Below are 15075 nucleotides of genomic sequence, written 5' to 3' on the forward strand. Positions count from 1 at the left end.
GCAGAGGGCAGTACCATGAAACGGATCATTTCGCAAGCACGAATTGTCGTCAGCAGCCTGATAGCTCTGACGTGCGGCCTGACGTCCGGATACGCCATGCCGCCACACCCTGGCGGCTCCGGTTCGGACGCCGCTCCCAAGGTACAGGAATCATATTACGTTCAGCACCTGGACGAACTGCACGCCCGCGGCGTGTGCAGCGCGGACGATTTCTTTCTGAACAATACGGCCGCCAAGCTGACCGACGGCAAGGCGCCGGCGATCACCGGACCGTTCCGCGTGCTGGCCATATTGGTCGAGTTCTCGGATGACACCAACAAGGTGGCAGCAACGTATTTCGACTCGCTGGTTTTTGGAACCACCGGCAGCACGGTGAAAAACTACTTCAGCGAAGTATCGTACACGCAACTTGACCTGCTCACGGTCAATTTGCCAAGTGCTCTCGGCTGGCGGACGGCGCCACAGACGTACGCGTATTATGTTGGTGGTGCGCAGGGGTTGGGGAGCTATCCCAACAATTCACAAAAGCTCGTGGAAGACCTGGTGGATCAGGTTGACCCGGTGGTGAATTTCGCGAACTACGACAATGATGGTGACGGCTACGTCGATGTGCTTTTGGTCATCCACGCCGGCACCGGCGCGGAGTTCAGCGGCAGCGCCAACGATATATGGTCACACAAATGGGCTATATCACCGCGCTCGAAAGACGGCAAGTTCATCAGCGACTATACCGTTCAGCCGGAGTACTGGCAGAACCCCGGCGACATGACGATCGGCGTCTATTCGCACGAACTGTCGCACGGTTTCGGGCTGCCGGATCTGTACGACACCGACAACTCGTCCTACGGCGTTGGCCGCTGGTGTATCATGGGATATGGTAGTTGGAACGGACCCGGCGGCATGGGCGGGTCGCCATCGCACCCATGCGCGTGGAGCCGCGCCCAGATGGGGTTTGTAACCCCGACCAACGTAGCTGCCAATATAACCGGACAGTCGATTGCCAGTGTGGAATCGGGCGGACCGATCTTCCGGCTATGGACGTCAGGAGCGCTGGGAACGGAATATTTCCTCGTGGAAAACCGGCAGCGTACCGGCTATGACACCTACCTTCCGTCCGCCGGATTGCTGATTTGGCATATCGATGATCTTAAGACCGGCAACGCCCAGGAGTGGTATCCGGGGCAGCCGGGTGCAAACCACTCGCTGGTGGCGTTGGAGCAGGCGGACGGTTTGTTCGAACTGGAACATAAGACCGATATCGGTGATGCAGCGGATCCATTTCCGGGTTCCGGCAGTGTCACGGCGTTCAACGCGGTCTCAACGCCGAACAGCAATTCATATCTGAGTGGCAATTCGTTCGTGGCCGTGAGCAATATTTCGGCTTCGGCACCGACAATGCAGGCTGACTTGATCGTCGGTCTGGCGGCCGGAGCGAATGATCCGCCGGACCAGCTGCCGATCAGCATCGACCTGTCACAAAACTACCCCAATCCGTTCAACCCATCGACGCAGATCGAATTCTCGCTGTCGGACAGCGGACCGGCAAGGCTTGAGATATTCAACCTGCTTGGTCAGAAAGTACGCACGCTCGTCGACGGACGCGAGTTATCCGGTGGAAGCACAGTGGTTTGGGACGGCACGACCGATGCGGGTACCGAAGTGTCTTCAGGCGTATATATGTACCGCCTGACGGTTGGTGATCGCTCGATGGTTCGGAAGATGATGCTTGTCCGTTAGGGACAATGGTACTCCTCACCCCCGTCCAAGAGAAAACCCCAGTCCGCACTGGGGTTTTTTCATTGTGCCGCTCAGTCAGGCTGCTTCACGCCGTCGTGAAGGGTCGCGTGACCATGCGGTTGACGCTGCATTCGTTTGTGCTGGGTGTGGCAGGACCTGCATCGCTTGGGATCTTCCGTGTACCCACGCTCCGCGAAGTACTGCTGTGCTTCCGCCGTAAACGCGAACTCCTCACCACACTCACTACAGATCAGAACCCTTGGTTGGAACCGATGGTCCATTCGGGTTCCCCCTCTCTATGTTCGGTTCAGCATCCCTGTGCGCCGAACACAGGCTAAAGTTCATGTGACGGACCATCTATAGCGGAGCTATGTGATGGTGTCAAGAAAAAACTTGTGAATGGACCGTTTTAGAACGGATTGCAGACCGGCCCGCTGCCGGATGCAAACAGGTACTCCACTATCTGCGTTAGATCGCTGATATCCACCGACTCAACGCAGTCGAAATTGCCCGACTGAAGTACGGGAAGCGGCGCCGGACCGGACGCGAACAGGTACTCCACGAGGTAGGAAAGGTCGGAGATGTCAATGTACCCGTTGTAATCAGTATCCCCCACCTGCAGCACAGTTATCGCGCTGACATTCTGCATGGTCTGGACGGTGGTATCATTCTGCGAGATGCCGCGGAACGTGAGTATTGATTGCGAGCCGAGAGGTATCCCCGCCGGCGCCTGCGCTGGGAAGGTGACAGTAGTGCTATCACCCGGATACAGTAACACAGCAACCGTGTCCGGGACTATCCAACCATGATCGTCACGAGCGATGATATTGACAACGTCGCCGAGCGCAGACGTGTTGTTCACCTGATAGAGATATGTCCTCGGCGCGCCGCCATAAAGCAGGCTGTCGGTGAGCACGTTGGATGACAATGAATACGGCCGCCGGACCAACGCCGAATAGGTAAACGATGCTGAGGTCGAGAACTCGGTCACGTTGGCGGCAACCATCGTGATTTTAGTATAAGTCTGGAAATCAGGTATTTCGATCGTATCGATGTAACTAACCGGGTCAAGTGTCAGCTTCTCGATCTGATACGAAGTCGAACCCTGTGTCTTGATGAGAAACACTGCCCACTGACGGGCGTTGTCGCCATCAAACGTCAGTTTGAAATTGCCGTTGGAACTGCCGGGGAAGAAATCGATGTACACTGAGCCGTAGCCGGCCGGGCTCTTGGGCCCGGTAGTGGAGTTCACGGGATATGCGTTGTGGGTGCGGTCAACCATGATCAGCGGATACGATATCCCTTCGCCATAGTGCAAGCCATCGTCACGGCCCGAAGTCATATAATTCCAGGTGACAAATTCACCAAAGGCGGAATCCTGAGACCAGCCATAGCGGCCGAGGAGCGTATCGGACGTGGTGTTGAATACGGTGGCGCTGTAGCGGGCGCCCTCCCAGACCGCGCGCAGCAGCGACGTATCGAACTTCTCGGCCAGGAACATGCCCCAGATGAAGCTGGCGTACATGTGGATGCTGTTGGTCATGAGTGAAAGCTCCGGATCGTTCATGAAATCCGGCAGATAATTGTAATTGTCATTCACCTGGTCGTAGACAATATCTTCCATGTATGTCGCATCCAGTTCCATAAACCAGCTCGCCTCATTGGCATCATAGGCGAATTGCACGCAGTGATGAAACTCATGCGCCGCGGTAGCCTTGGCGGCGCCCGCTTGATTCCCCTCGGGGTCGTAATTGGGCGGGAAACCAATGAAGTTGCGATGCATCACCAGATAGCTATAATAGTCGTTCCAGGCTTGCGACCCGGCTCCTTCAGGCACAGCATACCCGTAGTAGCCCATCTCTTCAAAATAGACGTCGAACATGCTGTCACCGCCCCGGGTACCGTCGGATGGAGGCGCCAGATAGCCGAGCGTAAGATGCATGTCGAGTGATGTATCACAATAGGCCGCGACTTTCTCAACATAATCGGGCACACCGTCGACATCCAAATCGGCCGTGGGGACCGCGTTCGTACCGGTAATGTCATAGTGCATCTTGAAGAAGCCGCCCGGAGAATTGAACGTGTACACGGTGCTCCACCGAGTGAGCGCTTCGTTCACCGAGGCCTGAGTCTCCGGGGTCAGCAGGTCGAAATTGAGCTTGATATCCCTGATAGCTAGCGTCGCGCTCCGCGAGGCCGACCGCCCGGTGACCGGATCGAGCAACTGGTATTGGGCTGGAAGTTCAGTCGGGTGCTTAATCGCTTTGATCACCATCAAAGCTCGTTCGTCAGGAGTAAGGTGTCCCTGTGCATAATCGCTTTCGATGGCGCTGATCGGGTCAGCCGGCCGAGCGGTGGTATTGCCGGCTGCCGAGAGCTGTCCGGCGGTGAGAAGAGCCCCGAGGAAAAGTGTTGTCACTAACAGGCGATTCCAACGCAGCATATGACTCCCTATGTCGTACCTTCAGGCAGGCTGTTCATTCACTCTTATCGGCCCGGCCGCACGATTTTGTGAGACGATCTCGGGCGTGATCACTCAAACCATTTGGCCCGCGAGCGGGTCAAGCAGTGGCCCCAATGTGAAAAAGGGCGGACTTGGCCGCCGGGCGCATATTCTGTTGAAGTAACCTGTCGAACGGGTAACTAAGTCCAAGTTGTGACCAGTCAATATCATAGAATCCGGTTCGACCAAATCTAATTTATTGATTTCCAATGAATTGTCAAGAGCAAATCAGAAGTACTGGCCGGTACCAAAGCCGAGCTCGGCCGGTCCCTCATCAGGCTTGATCACGTCAATGCGAATGAGGTCCGTCTTGGTGATATTCTTGAACGCGATGCGTAGCCCCGCACCTGCTGCGCTGTGCCATCCCTTGAGTTTCCAGACCTCCTTCGGCTCCCAGGCGCGGGCGATATCTGCGAACAGCACCCCGCCCACCATCGCCGACATAATGTCGATACCCGGGAAGAAACGTGCCTCGAAGTTGACAACCGTGGCCCGGTCCCCTGTGTCCGCAAAGCGGTCGTGCCCGCGGAGGCCGTTTTCACCATCGACCACCAGCGCCATCGCGCCGTCTCGTCTCCAATCCGAGCGGTACAGACAGCGAAACGCAAACGTAAGAAAGCTGATGCGGTTGTTATAGAATCGGAGGGAGACGGTGCTCGTGCGACGGACGTCTATGCCATTCGCTACCCAGAACATCGGCGAATAACCGAGTTGCACTATGGAAGCGCCCCGTCGAAATCCAAACGAAGACTGAAACGAATAGCGGTCATAGACAGCTTGGTCGAAACCAGGCCGGAGTGCACGGGCATATCCGAGCGTGATATCGGCTCCCAGGGTGAAGTCCTCGGTGTAGTCGAAACCGTTGATACGAAGCGCCGTGATGAATACCGGGTGGACGAATGATACGCTCAGGCCCAATTCATGATAGACGGAGTCCCGGGAGGTAGTTACCCGGCCAGAATCGACCGGGCTCAGAATCACCGGGTTGGAGTTAGACTCATACACGTATCGATAGGAACCGCCCAATCCGATCTTCTCGTCGTACCGCCCAAAGCGATATTCGGCGCCAAAGTCCACCTTTTGTCCCGAATATCCGGATTCGGCGATTCGTACCGTATCCCGATACTGATCTCGCCGACCTTTGGTACTGCCGACGGTGGCGAATGTCGAGAACCGTTGCGACAAGTTGTAGAACGGACGCGAAACGCCGATCGACCGTCGGTCATCCAGCGGATTATTGGTGTAGGCCAAGTCGAGCCGCACCGGGGCCCCCATCAGGCGCGAATCCCGAAAGGCGGTGCTCCAGTAGCTATCGCGGTTTCCTGGAACATAGCGATACACGGACACGAACTGGTTATAGCCAAGGAAATTCAACTCTTCCAGACCAAAATGGTAATCGGTGACGTTGGCGTCGCGCTTGATTCGGAACCCACCGCGCAGACTCCACTGGTCGATCGTGGTCACGCGGAGCACGGCATGACCGCTGTCCGTCTCAAAGGCCTCGATCCAGGCGTCGTACAGGGCGTATCGCAGGCGAAGGTTGCGCGCCGTCTCCTCTACCAACTCGTGAGAATACTCGTCCCCGACTTTGAAGAGCAACTCGCGCCGGATCATGCCCAGTCGTGTCCGTACCCGCAGCTTATTGGCGGTCCGAAACAGGAAGTTGTTGTACCGGGGTATGGCGGTATCATAGACATTGCGGTTGTCGATAATGATGCTGTCGATTATCCGGCCCTGAAACGCCGCCGCCTGCGCTATGCTGTCGGGTTGTAGCCCCAAAGCGCTCTCAGCCGCGCGACCAGGTGCAGGGGCAAACCACGCCACAATCAGAAAACCTATCAGTCCACGGGCGAGGGTCGTTGTTCCGGGGGGCCAATGGGATGACTTCTCAGGACGGCGCGGTAAGACCATTGGTACAAGGATAGCTCCGGGCGCCGGGATCGCAAAGTTAAAAAAGCGATTGCGCCGCCGATACAAGAAAGAGCGGCCTAACATGAGCACAAGACAATCGGTTACACGCAAGAAGATCGGCGATCTGCTGGTCGACAAGGGGTACATTACCCCTGCCATCCTGCATGACGCGCTGCGCGAACAGGCCACCAGCGGCAAGCGCCTCGGAGCGCTGCTGGTCGAGCGCGGGTTGATCACCGAAGACCAGCTTCTGGACACGATTTCGGAGCGACTGGCCATCCCCAGAGTAACCGTGACGTCGATGGTCCTCGACCCCAATGTCGTACAGTTGATCCCGGTGGAGGTAGCGCGCCGGTACCTCCTCATCCCCATCTTCGCCATCGGCAACACGCTGACGCTCGCCATGTCCGACCCGCTGAACATTATCGCCATCGACGAGATCAAGTACCTGACCGGCCGCGACGTCAAGCGTGCGGTTGCCAAGACCTCGGAGATTAAGGAGGCGATCGACCAGTATTATTCGGTGGCGGATTCGCTGCACGAGATCATGGGGACACGCCGCGAGCCAAGCGAGGTGGCCGAGCTGGCAGCGATCGAGGTAAAGACGGGCGAAGCGGAAAGTCCGATCATCAAGCTGGTCAACCTGATTATCGCCAAGGCGGTCCGGGACAGGGCCAGCGATATACACATCGAGCCGGATGAGACCACCCTGCGCATTCGGTACCGCATCAGCGGCGTCATGCGCGAGGAAGCGGCCCCGCCGAAAAGCATGCAGAACGAGCTGATCTCGCGCACGAAAATCGCCGCCGATCTCGACGTATCCGAGAAACGGCTCCCTCAGGATGGGAGATTCGCGGTGAAGGTGGATGGCGCGCCGGTCGATTTGCGAGTCTCTACCCTACCCACGATCCATGGCGAGAAGATCGTCATCCGGATACTCGACCGCCGCAATCTCCTTTCGTCGTTCCGTCAGCTCGGGTTTCGGGAGCAGCTTCAGGATCGGTGGAGCAACATCATTCGCAAGCCGGAGGGTCTGGTCCTGATTTCAGGCCCGACCTCAAGCGGCAAGACCTCCACGCTCTACGCGACGCTTCAGGAGATCAACTCCATCGAGAAGAACATCATCACGGTAGAGGACCCGGTTGAGTATTCGCTGCCGCTTATCAACCAGATACAGATCAATGAGAAGGCCGGGCTGTCGTTCCCGACCACGCTGCGGTCGATGCTCCGTCAGAACCCCGACATCATCATGATCGGTGAGATCCGGGATCGCGAGACGGCTCAGATGGCCATCCGCTCGGCGCTGACAGGTCATCTCGTGTTCTCCACCATTCACACCAACGACGCACCCTCTGCGATTACCCGGCTGATCGACATGGGGATCGAAAACTACCTCGTGGCGGCTGCGATAAAAGGCGTCCTGGCGCAACGGCTAGTGCGCTTGAATTGCCAGAACTGTCTTGAGACCTACCGTCCAACCGAGGCGATGTTGCGTCGGGCCGGATTGATGGAGTTGGCCGACGTGGTCGAATTCAAGCATGGCGTCGGGTGTCCTCAGTGTCGGAACACCGGCTTTCACAAGTTAACCGGCGTGTTCGAATTCGTGGAGATCACGCCGGCGATCGCCGATCTCATCATCGCCAACGCATCACTCAACCGGATCCGGGAGGAATCACGACAGTCCGGTTACGTGCCGCTGTTCGAGGCCGGCCTCGAGAAACTCACGCAAGGGTTGATCTGCCTCGAGGAACTGCTCAAAGAGACCAGCAGTATTGAGGAATATATCCCCGAGACGCGGTTGAGAGAGGCTACACTGCATGCAGGCACAGTATAGATATAAGGCTGCTTCTCAGGACGGCGCCGTCAGGCAGGGGACCATCACCGCACACAGCGAGGAGGCGGCCGAAGAGTTTCTGGCCGGTCAGGGGCTCATTCCGCTTGAAGTCCGTTCGCTCGAAGGCCGCCAGGCACTGACCCTGTTTGGTCTGCTCAAAGGGACTGATTATGAACAACTGATCATGTTCACCAGCCAGCTTGCGACCCTTCACCGGGCTGGTGTGCCGCTGTTACGGGCACTGTCAATCATTCGCATCGGCAAACCGGGTGGCCGGTTCAACCAGGTTATCGACCAGATCCGCCTCGCGGTCCAATCCGGCAAATCGCTCTCCGAAGCAATGAGCGACCATACCGATGTCTTTTCCCGCGTGTACACATCAAGTGTCGCTGCCGGCGAGGAATCCGGCAAACTCGAACATACGCTCGATGAACTCTCGGCCATGCTCGAACGGGAGATGGAACTGGGTCGACAGATCAAGACCGCGACCCGGTATCCGTTGATCGTGCTTGGCGTGATCGTCCTGGCGATTATCGTAGTTATGACCTTCGTCATCCCACGTTTCATCGCGTTCTACGATGCGTTCGGCGCCCAGCTTCCGCTCCCGACCAGAATCCTGATCGGTATCAGTCGGTTCATGACCCATTACTGGCCGATCCTGCTTGGGTTGGCGGTTGTAGGCGGGTTCGGCATCCGGAAGATCCTCGGAACAACCGGTGGTCGACACTGGCTGGACCGCCAACTACTTCGCCTGCCGATATTCGGAGACTTGATTGTCAAAAGCAACGTTGCCCGATTCACCCTACTCTTTCGCATGATGTTTCGTGCCGGACTGCCAATAATCAGATCGCTTGAGATCCTGTCGACGGCGATCCGTAACACGGCGATCTCTGCGGAGATTCGCAGACTCGAAGAGCTGTTCAGACGCGGGCGGGACCTATCGGGATCAGAAGGAGAGTTCCGGTTCTTCCCGGACCTGGCCCTTCAGCTCATGTCCATAGGGTTCGAGTCCGGATCGCTTGACAACATGCTTCAGGAAATCGGCAGTCATTACATCAAGGAAGTCAATTATCGCGCGCGTCAACTGACCGCCGTGATCGAGCCTATCCTGACTCTGGTTCTGGGCTGTTTCGTGCTGCTTCTGGCCCTGGCTATGTTCCTGCCAATGTGGAACTTGATCAAGGTTTTCCGCGGCTGAGGCTGGTCAAGATTTGGACCATCTGGCCGATAATTATTCAAAAAAGGACTTCGTCACCTTTTTCACTAAACCAGGAGGACAGAGATGCATTTGAGCGCTCTCAAAAGCAACCGAGGGTTTACCCTCATCGAGTTGGTGATCATCATCGTGATTCTGGGAATTCTTGCGGCCGTCGCTATTCCCAAGTATCAGGACATGTCGGCGCAGGCGAAAGATGCTGCCTGCCGCGGCTCGCTGGGCTCACTGCGGTCCGGTATCACCATATTCTATGCCAACCAAGCGGTAACGACAGGCACGGCTACATGGCCGACTCTCGTGCAACTCGGCACCGTAGGTACCGTCATGGCTCAGGCCATACCCAAGAATCCGTACCAGACATCTACCAACGCCCCTGACTCGATCGTCACCGGCGTGACCAAGGGCGTGATTGTCGGTACGCGCGGTGGCTGGGCGTACAACGCCACCACCGGCGAAGTCTGGCCGAACACCAACACAGTCGGCGAGAACAATCTTTAAGATCGGACAGCCCAATGGACACTGGGTTGACGCAAACCCGGCATGAGCTCGATCGGGGCGGATTCACCCTGATCGAGCTTATTATCATCATCGTGGTGCTCGGAATTCTGGCGACCGTGGCGATACCCAAGTTTTCCAACATGTCGACCAGCGCCAAGGTCACGGCCACGAAAGAAGAGCTGAACACGCTCAAGAGAGCGCTGGTCGGCAATCCATCGGTGGTCGCGGGCGGCACCTACGTGGATCGCGGTTTCGAAGGGGATGTGGGATACCTGCCTTCACAATTGGCCGACCTGGTGGCCAAGCCGGACTCGATTGCCGCCTACAACCCGTTGACAAGGCTTGGTTGGAACGGGCCTTACGTTGACGGTTCCAACGGCGATTACCTCACGGACGCCTGGGGGGTCGGTTACGCGTACGATCCGGTCAACCGGTTGCTTCGCTCGACCGGCGGAGGTCCGGACAGCGTTAGAGCGAGTTTTTGAATGGAAATGTCATGCCAAGTGCGCTGATCCAAAAGATGTTCCGCAGGTCGGCACCGCCGGAGCAGGTGGCTGAGACGCCGGCTAAATCGGTCTTGTTTGAGACCCCATTGGCGCCCCGCAAACATTTCGAGTGGGGGACGCGTCTCGGATTCGCGGTCGATCAAACCGGCATCCAGATGGCTGCGGCTCGGCACACGGCCGGCAGGGTTGCACTGGTCGATGCCCGCAAGGTCTATTTCCCGGCCTCCGATTATGCCGACCGGGGTACCTTCATCACCCAGACGATCTCTGAGTTCACAGGACGTTTCACCAGACGAAATTTGCCGGTCTCGCTGGCCGTGACTGGACCGGAGACCGTGTTCAGAACGTTCCATGTGCCGAATCTCCGGGCGGGCGCTTTTGATGCGGCCGTTCAGTTCGAAGCCAAAAAACAGATCCCGTTTCCCATCAAAGACTGCCAGTTCGGGTATCGTTCGACGTACCGATTGGGGACTGATTCACGGTTCCGGGTCAAGGTAGCGCTGCACGCCGCCAAGAGCTCCTTCGTGCAGGAGCAGATGGCTCCATTCGAGCAATGCGGACTTGATGTCGGCCACGTGTATCATTCTCACGACGCGCTTGGACACCTGCTGTGCTATCTGCCGGATTTCAGTGAGGACAAATTATACACGCTGCTTTCGGTGGAGCGACAGCACGCCGAACTGTCGTATTTTCGCGGATCGAATCTTGAATTCTTCCATATCTGCTCGGTGGGATCGTCGTTCTTGGCCCGCCGTTCCGATCCGACCATTTTCGAATATTTTGCCGAGGCGCTGGCCGGCGAAATTCAGAACTCGCTTGACTATTACACCGGACAGTATTCTTCGCAGTTTTCCAATCGAATCTACATCCATGGGGATCTGTCGTACAGTGACGAACTGATCCGTCTGTTAACTGACCGCTTTGGTTTTGAGTTCGCCAGGTTTCCCGGAGAGACACTCTGCCTGCCCGGCAGCGATCGCGAACCGATCTCGGCATGCCTGCCCGCCGTGGCGGCGGCCACGTGCAACGTGCGTCTGGCCGACCTGTTGCCTCGCGATCACGTAGAGAGGCACAGGGCCCGCTTGATGAATCGCGTTGCCCTGGCGGCGGCCGTCGTAATTCTCACGACCCTTCTCGGCATCTGGCTTTTCGACCGTCACGATCTGGCCGACCAGCAGACCCGCCTGGACGCCTTAACCGTCGAGATGGAGAACTTCAAAGCATCGAATCTCTACGACACGTATAACATGCTCAAGCGGGAAATCGCAACGAGTCGAACCTATCTCGAAAAATGCAAGCCGACGCCAGGCTTTTTCAGCGCCCTGGTCCGCGATCTGTCACAGATAACGCCCTCGCCGATCCGCCTGTCAAATCTGGACTACACCGGTTCGATAGAGACCATGAACGTGCATCTTCAGGGACGGGTGCTTTCCGACGCCATCCCGCCGGAAGTCCTTCTCGCCGAATATGTGGAAACACTTAATGCCTCTCCCCTTTTGGACAGCGTGGTCGTGCAGCAGTACAGCAAACGTCCGGAGAAAGGGAGTTTTGCGCTCGATTTCGTGCTCGACATGAGGTATCTGCAATGAAACCGCGCGTCATTCAGCTTGCCGTCGCCACAGTAATGCTGGCTGCAATCTGGTACGTGGTATTGTTCCTGCCTCTCCAGCGCGAGCACCAGGCGATCGGGGCACAGATTGCTGAAGCCGAAGCCCAGATGGCAGACTTCAACGGCACGATCAGCCAGTTGCCGTCATACCTCGAGACTCGTGACGAATTGCACAAACGTATGGCGGATATGAACTCCAAACTATACGCCAAACAAGACGTCCTGAAGCTGCTCGACCGCCTGAAACAGGATGCCGCCGATTATCGACTCAGGGTAGTCGAAGTGATTCCACCGGTCTCAGAACTGCTGCAGTTAAGTCGCACACTACCGGTGGCCGGTGAACCGCAGTTTTTGAACGTGACGTTGAAATTGACCGGCAGCTATGTCTCGTTTGGAGAGTTCACCGGCGCGCTGGAACATGAGGAGTTTTTCCGCGGGGTTACCGCCTGCCATATAGGAACGCCCGATGTGAACCTGCCGGTGCAGTATGCAGTAACATTCAGAGCCCTGCTCGGAATAGGTACGGGGCGATCATGACTGAGACTCGCCGCAAGCAGGTCGTCTATTCGGCGCTGGTACTGGCCATGATCTACGGACTGTGGAATTTCACGGTTGGTCGCAAGGCCGAGATCGCCCCGGAGGCGGACGAGCCGGTGACCCGGACCGACAGCCTGATACCGAAACCAGCCCGGCCAATCGATGTCTCCGATATCATGGCGCGACCCTGGGGGCGCGATCCGTTCAGCGGCGAGACTGCCAGGCTCCGTCTGCCAATCAAGGCGCAGACCCCTGACCGGTTCTACTGGATACTCTCTGGCATAATCTACAGCGACAAACGACCGATGGCGGTCATCAATTATACGCCGGTTGCGGTCGGAGATATCGTCGGGGGCGCCCGCGTGGTGAAGATCGAAAAGAGCAAGGTTACCCTGGAGCAGAACGGGAACCGATTTGACATATTCGTGACGAAGGGTTGAAGCCGTGAAAAAGATACATCTGATGACACTCGGCCTGCTGGCCGTATTGGCGATAGAGACTGCGGCCAATCCGCTGCAGACGGGACAGAAGATCAGTTTGTCGCTCGAGTCGGTTCCGATGTCCAAGGTGCTGCGCATGATAGCCGACCAGAACGGGCTGAACCTGGTGATGTCCGACCAGATCGAGGGGGCGATCTCGGTCCAACTGGAGAACGTGGACCTTCAGACGGCGCTTGATGCCATCCTGACGGCCAACGGGTACAGCTATTCCGTCAGAGAAAATATCGTCGTCATCAAGGCCCAGGAAAGCACCGACTCCGGCGAGTTGACTTCGCGCACGGTGCTCCTCAAGTACCTTGACCCGGTGACCGCCAAAAAGGCGCTCGAGTCACGCAAGTCACAGAAAGGACAGATCATCATTCTGGACAACAACGGCGGCGAAGGCACGCCGGCCACGAGCTACCGGGCGAACCGGATACTGATCACCGACTACCCGTTTATTGTCGATCAACTGGTGCAACTGGTCAGCGACATGGATGTCCCTGAGCGGGTCATCCTTATAGAAGCGAAGATCCTGGAAACCAAGGTGGATAACAAATCGAAGCTCGGTTTCCTGTGGCCCAGTTCGGCCTCGACCAAGCTGACGGGCGTGAGCGATGGCACGACAACATCGAGCTCCTCAAGCACGACGACCACCACCAAAAACTCCTCCGGCGCCTACCAGCCACAGAACGGCAGTTGGACCTGGGGGACGCTCTCTGTGGGCGAATTGAGCGCAGCGCTCGATTTTCTTGAACAGAACGGCAACAGCAAGCTCCTGTCGGACCCGCGTATCACGACGCTCGAGAACAACGAGGCGGAAATAAGCATAGCCACGGTGATTCCGATTCAGACCATCAACCGGTTTACCGAGGGAGCGGCAACACAGGATATCGTGACATTTCAGGACATTGACGTTGGCATCTCGCTGAAAGTAACGCCGCGGATCAACGAAGATGGCCGGATCACGCTTGATGTACAACCGAAAGTGGAAGACATCATCGGCTATGTCGGCACCGGTGGGAATCAGAAACCTATCACTTCGTCACGATCGATCAAGACCAGAATCACAGTCAACGACGGTGAAACGGCGGCACTCGGCGGACTTTTGAAGGAAGACGAGATCAAGACAGTTCAACGCGTGCCACTGCTCGGCCACATTCCTCTCTTGGGAAGCTTGTTGTTTACCAATCAGGCCAAAGAGAAAAGCACGACCGATCTTATCATTTTCATCACGCCGCATATTCTCCCGGCCGGGGATTAAGACTCGGCGAACGTCCACCGCCGCGAGCGACTGGCAAGCAAGTGGACAGCCGGGATCAAGGCCGCCAGATCAAACAGGATCGCCTTCCAGGCCGAATGGTTCGCCTGTTCGGCCGCCTTGAAACAACCACAATCGATACTTATCCCGCGCACGATGGTCGTTGAGAGGGCGATCACGAAGACAATCAGAAGCAGGTTGCTCCACAGCGCTGCACCGCGGTACCCCAGACCCAGAATCAATGCCACCCCAATCACAACTTCCAGCCAGGGTATAATCACGGACATGAGATTGATCAGGTACCCCGGCACCAGGTGATAGTACCAGATAGAACGGGCGAAATCGGACGGTTCGAGGATCTTGTACCAAGAAGCGACGAGAAACATGCCCCCGATGAGCAGCCGCGAGAGCATGGTCAGGAGGTCATTGTCGATCAGTTTCCGCACTGCTTCCTCCTTTCCATCGCAAACCCGAATTTCTCCCATTCCCTGGCGCCGCCGAAGAAGATGGCCAACTGGGTGTACCCAAGCTGCTTCAGGTTGCGCGCCAGGTGGAGCGACAGGTCGCATTCCTCCCCGGAACAAAAACAGACTATGCGGTGGTCTTTTGCCACTTTCCCCAGTGCCGAGTCCAGGTACGGACCAAGATCACCATCGGGGAGCTGCTCGAACGGAATATCGATAGCACTCGGAATGGTCCCGCATGCAAACTCTTCCGGGTTGCGGGCATCGACAAACAAGCTTTGCCCCAGACTATGTTCCATCTGGGCGGTATTGACGTCTATGAAAGGCGGGTCGCCTGCCTCGGCCGTAGGCGGAACGATTGGTCCGGAGCCGCTGTGCAGGTCCCGGTAAGCGCCAATGAGAGGTATGCGGTTTGGGGAGAGCAGATTGGCAGCCAGACCCAAGACCGTCGAGATCGCGAGCAGAATAAACGTCTGTCGAATCATGTGGGGTCCCGTTGCATGAGCCAGAGGTTTAACTG

The 15075-nt window shown here is 57.0% G+C and carries 14 protein-coding genes; 9 read left to right on the forward strand and 5 right to left on the reverse strand.

The window, feature by feature from the left end:
- Nucleotides 1–15: 15 nt before the first annotated feature.
- The gene (locus AB1644_01680; GenBank protein ID MEW6049759.1) at nucleotides 16–1737 is read left to right on the forward strand and encodes a M6 family metalloprotease domain-containing protein; all 1722 of its coding nucleotides are present in this window, start codon (nucleotides 16–18) and stop codon (nucleotides 1735–1737) included.
- Nucleotides 1738–1808: 71 nt separating this feature from the next.
- Here AB1644_01680 and AB1644_01685 read toward each other — a convergent pair whose 3' ends face one another.
- The 3 genes from AB1644_01685 to AB1644_01695 all read right to left on the reverse strand — a co-directional run bounded on the left by AB1644_01685 (nucleotide 1809) and on the right by AB1644_01695 (nucleotide 6019).
- Entirely contained in the window at nucleotides 1809–2018 is a 210-nt protein-coding gene (locus AB1644_01685) for a zinc-ribbon domain containing protein (protein ID MEW6049760.1), read from the reverse strand.
- 128 nt (nucleotides 2019–2146) lie between these two features.
- Entirely contained in the window at nucleotides 2147–4156 is a 2010-nt protein-coding gene (locus tag AB1644_01690; GenBank protein MEW6049761.1) for an MXAN_6640 family putative metalloprotease, read from the reverse strand.
- Nucleotides 4157–4468: 312 nt separating this feature from the next.
- Complete coding sequence (locus AB1644_01695; protein ID MEW6049762.1) at nucleotides 4469–6019, reverse strand: hypothetical protein; 1551 nt, start codon at nucleotides 6017–6019, stop codon at nucleotides 4469–4471.
- A gap of 214 nt (nucleotides 6020–6233) precedes the next feature.
- Between AB1644_01695 and AB1644_01700 the strand changes: the two genes are divergently transcribed.
- The 8 genes from AB1644_01700 to AB1644_01735 all read left to right on the forward strand — a co-directional run bounded on the left by AB1644_01700 (nucleotide 6234) and on the right by AB1644_01735 (nucleotide 14094).
- The gene (locus AB1644_01700) at nucleotides 6234–7985 is read left to right on the forward strand and encodes an ATPase, T2SS/T4P/T4SS family (protein ID MEW6049763.1); all 1752 of its coding nucleotides are present in this window, start codon (nucleotides 6234–6236) and stop codon (nucleotides 7983–7985) included.
- Nucleotides 7969–9183 (forward strand): type II secretion system F family protein, encoded by a 1215-nt coding sequence (locus tag AB1644_01705; GenBank protein ID MEW6049764.1) that lies wholly within the window; start codon nucleotides 7969–7971, stop codon nucleotides 9181–9183. Before AB1644_01700 ends, AB1644_01705 begins: the two co-directional genes overlap by 17 nt.
- An 84-nt stretch (nucleotides 9184–9267) precedes the next feature.
- The gene (locus AB1644_01710) at nucleotides 9268–9699 is read left to right on the forward strand and encodes a prepilin-type N-terminal cleavage/methylation domain-containing protein (GenBank protein ID MEW6049765.1); all 432 of its coding nucleotides are present in this window, start codon (nucleotides 9268–9270) and stop codon (nucleotides 9697–9699) included.
- Nucleotides 9700–9713: 14 nt separating this feature from the next.
- Nucleotides 9714–10184 carry a prepilin-type N-terminal cleavage/methylation domain-containing protein gene (locus AB1644_01715; GenBank protein MEW6049766.1) on the forward strand — a complete coding sequence of 157 codons (471 nt, stop codon included), beginning with the start codon at nucleotides 9714–9716 and terminating at the stop codon, nucleotides 10182–10184.
- Nucleotides 10185–10195: 11 nt separating this feature from the next.
- Nucleotides 10196–11794 carry a pilus assembly protein PilM gene (pilM, locus tag AB1644_01720; GenBank protein ID MEW6049767.1) on the forward strand — a complete coding sequence of 533 codons (1599 nt, stop codon included), beginning with the start codon at nucleotides 10196–10198 and terminating at the stop codon, nucleotides 11792–11794.
- Nucleotides 11791–12351, forward strand: coding sequence for a hypothetical protein (locus AB1644_01725; protein MEW6049768.1), 561 nt, complete (start codon nucleotides 11791–11793; stop codon nucleotides 12349–12351). Before pilM ends, AB1644_01725 begins: the two co-directional genes overlap by 4 nt.
- Entirely contained in the window at nucleotides 12348–12791 is a 444-nt protein-coding gene (locus tag AB1644_01730; GenBank protein ID MEW6049769.1) for a hypothetical protein, read from the forward strand. The genes AB1644_01725 and AB1644_01730 overlap by 4 nt, the downstream gene beginning before the upstream one ends.
- Nucleotides 12792–12795: 4 nt before the next feature.
- Nucleotides 12796–14094, forward strand: a complete 1299-nt coding sequence (locus tag AB1644_01735; protein MEW6049770.1) for a secretin and TonB N-terminal domain-containing protein — start codon at nucleotides 12796–12798, stop codon at nucleotides 14092–14094.
- Here the strand turns inward: AB1644_01735 and AB1644_01740 are convergent.
- Together AB1644_01740 and AB1644_01745 are read right to left on the reverse strand one after the other, a co-directional pair.
- Complete coding sequence (locus AB1644_01740; protein ID MEW6049771.1) at nucleotides 14091–14537, reverse strand: MauE/DoxX family redox-associated membrane protein; 447 nt, start codon at nucleotides 14535–14537, stop codon at nucleotides 14091–14093. The genes AB1644_01735 and AB1644_01740 overlap by 4 nt on opposite strands.
- A complete protein-coding gene (locus AB1644_01745) occupies nucleotides 14525–15040 on the reverse strand; it encodes a rhodanese-like domain-containing protein (GenBank protein ID MEW6049772.1) in 516 nt (171 codons plus the stop codon). Before AB1644_01745 ends, AB1644_01740 begins: the two co-directional genes overlap by 13 nt.
- Nucleotides 15041–15075 lie beyond the last annotated feature (35 nt).

Source organism: Candidatus Zixiibacteriota bacterium (assembly GCA_040753875.1).
Taxonomy (GTDB): Bacteria; Zixibacteria; MSB-5A5; order GN15; family FEB-12; genus DATKJY01.